A 2575-nucleotide genomic window follows, 5' to 3' on the forward strand; every position below is an offset into this window, starting at 1 on the left:
CGGCGTCGCCCGCCAGGTCCAGCAACTCGAGTTGTACCGCGAGGCGGCGAGCGCGGTTGGCGTCGGCCACTCTGGCGAAACAATGCGCAGCAGCCAATTGATCGACGGCAAGATCTGGGACGGTTCCGACCCGGTCGGTTATGCCAGCGGCTTCAAGTTGCACGCCATGACCGACTCATCCGCCCTTCTCGCCAGCCGCTGACAGGAGACTGCGAATATGTTGCGTATCCTGCTGATCAACGACACCGCGAAAAAAGTCGGCCGGCTCAAGGCGGCCCTGACCGAGGCCGGGTTTGAAGTAATCGACGAGTCCGGCCTGACCATCGACCTGCCGGCACGCGTCGAAACGGTGCGTCCAGATGTGATTTTGATCGATACCGAGTCACCGAGCCGCGATGTGATGGAGCAAGTGGTGCTGGTCAGCCGCGACCAGCCACGACCGATCGTCATGTTTACCGACGAACATGACCCGGACGTGATGCGTCAGGCCATCAAGTCCGGGGTCAGCGCCTACATCGTCGAAGGCATCCTCGCCGCGCGCCTGCAACCCATCCTCGACGTGGCCATGGCCCGCTTCGAAAGCGACCAGGCCTTGCGCGCCCAACTCCAGGCCCGCGACCAGCAACTGGCCGAGCGCAAGCGCATCGAACTGGCCAAGGGCTTGTTGATGAAGATGAAGGGCTGCAAGGAAGAAGAGGCCTACACCCTGATGCGCCGCCAGGCCATGAGCCGCCAGCAGAAGCTGATACAGGTGGCCGAGCAGATTATTGCCATGAGTGAGTTGTTGGGCTGAGACCCTGCAGAGCCTGGCTTAAGCCCTGCGGCGCCTGTTACACCGCTATCGTCGGAACGCCGCCCGGAGCAGGCCCGCTCCCACATTGGATATGTGACAAACCACAAACATGTGGCCGACATAGGTCCCCTGTGGGAGCGAGCCTGCTCGCGAATGATCTGGAGTCAGGCCCAGAATGGGAGTGACCTTAACAATCCAACTACCGCAGGCGACAGATCAAACCAGAATAGCCAGAGAGGTGTACTTGGCGACCATAGGGTCGGCAGTCAGGAGCTTCATGGGCTCTGTCATTGTGGTTGCTACAATGAGCCGGTCGAACGGATCTCGATGATGATGCTCCAGGTCCTTGACCGCGATGGCGTGCTCAAACGTGACAGGTAGCTCTATGAATCCGCTTTCGAGGCAGGAGTCCCTTATGCCTTCAAGATCGACATTCAGTTTGCCCAGCCCCACTTTGATAGCCATCTCCCAAAAAGACGCTGTGCTGATATAAATCTCAGTGGCGCTCTCAATCAGTTTCCTGGCCTTGCCTGAAAGTTTTGGGTCGTCACTCAAGGTCCATAGCAAAATATGAGTGTCGAGCAAAACCCTCATCCTTGAGCTCCTTCAAATGCATCCAGCATGTCGTCTGGCAGTGGTGCATCAAAGTCCTCAGGCAAGATCAGTTTGCCTTTCATTGCGCCGATACGTCGGCCTGTGGGTTTTCCTACAGGGACAAGGCGGGCAAGGGCCCGACCGTGTTTGGCAATTGTGATGATCTGGCCGGCAGCGGCATCATCAACCAGCTTGGACAGGTTGTTCTTGGCTTCGCCTAACGGGACAGTAATCATTTGGCATCTCCAATATTTTGGCCAAATATAGCCAAAATATTGGAGGTGAGCAAAGACGTATCGACAATTGGTTGAGTCTTCAGGTGTCTGATTTGCGTAATCGCTTGTACAGCGTATTGCGGCTGACCCCTAGGTGCCGTGCCAAATGTGAGATGTTCCCACCAGCCGCCCGTAACAACTGGTTCAAGTCTTCTGAACCGTCTAGTTGGCATGAAGCTGCGGGTTGAGTGGGCTCATTCATCTCCAGATCCACAAAAAAATCATCCGGCAAATGCTCAGGCCGCACCGGTTGTTCCTCGGCCATGGCCAGCGCCACCTGCATCACACTGCTGACCTGGCGTAGATTCCCCGGCCACGGATGGCGGGTGAACAGCTCCATGACTTCACGACTCAGCCCGGCCCATTGAGTCGGCTCCCGATGCTGTTCCCACAAACGCTTGAACAGCGCCTGCTTGTCACTGCGCTCACGCAAGGGCGGCAGCTCCAGCGTCAACCCGCCGATGCGGTAGTACAGGTCTTCTCGAAAGCGCCCGGCTTGAACCTGTTCGCGCAAGGCGTGATTGGTCGCCGAGATGATGCGGATGTCCACCGGGAACAGTTCGCTGCTGCCCACCGGCTGCACGCAACGCTCCTGTAATACTCGCAGCAACCGGGCTTGTGTCGGCAGCGGCATGTCGCCGATCTCGTCAAGGAACAGCGTGCCTTTGTCGGCCTTGCGGATCAGCCCGATGCTGCCTTTCTGATTGGCGCCGGTAAACGCGCCTTTTTCATAACCGAACAGCTCCGATTCCACCAGTTCGGCGGGGATCGCCGCACAGTTGACGGCAATGAATGGTTGTTTGCTCCTGGAGCTGGCCTGATGCAGGGCTTTGACGAACACCTCTTTACCCACTCCGGTTTCGCCATGGATCAGCAACGGGATGTCTTTCTCCAGCAAACGTTCGGCCTGGCG

4 protein-coding genes and 1 pseudogene are annotated in these 2575 nt (G+C 57.8%); 2 read left to right on the top strand and 3 right to left on the bottom strand.

All coding sequences use genetic code 11. From position 1 onward, the window contains the following. Positions 1–202: pseudogene (locus F8N85_RS33620) on the top strand (nitrate ABC transporter substrate-binding protein); the annotation flags it as partial. Positions 203–217: 15 nt separating this feature from the next. Beyond that, a complete protein-coding gene (locus F8N85_RS33625) occupies positions 218–793 on the top strand; it encodes an ANTAR domain-containing response regulator (protein WP_150804831.1) in 576 nt (191 codons plus the stop codon). 216 nt (positions 794–1009) lie between these two features. Here F8N85_RS33625 and F8N85_RS33630 read toward each other — a convergent pair whose 3' ends face one another. The 3 genes from F8N85_RS33630 to F8N85_RS33640 all read right to left on the bottom strand — a co-directional run. Beyond that, entirely contained in the window at positions 1010–1387 is a 378-nt protein-coding gene (locus F8N85_RS33630; protein WP_150807649.1) for a type II toxin-antitoxin system VapC family toxin, read from the bottom strand. Next, the gene (locus F8N85_RS33635) at positions 1384–1740 is read right to left on the bottom strand and encodes a type II toxin-antitoxin system Phd/YefM family antitoxin (RefSeq protein ID WP_224795805.1); all 357 of its coding nucleotides are present in this window, start codon (positions 1738–1740) and stop codon (positions 1384–1386) included. Before F8N85_RS33635 ends, F8N85_RS33630 begins: the two co-directional genes overlap by 4 nt. Then, positions 1703–2575, bottom strand: an 873-nt coding sequence (locus F8N85_RS33640; protein WP_150807657.1) for a sigma-54-dependent Fis family transcriptional regulator, incomplete at its 5' end; no start/stop codon positions are given. The genes F8N85_RS33640 and F8N85_RS33635, both read right to left, overlap by 38 nt.

It is taken from the genome of Pseudomonas fluorescens (genome assembly GCF_902497875.1).
Lineage (GTDB): Bacteria > Pseudomonadota > Gammaproteobacteria > Pseudomonadales > Pseudomonadaceae > Aquipseudomonas > Aquipseudomonas fluorescens_BR.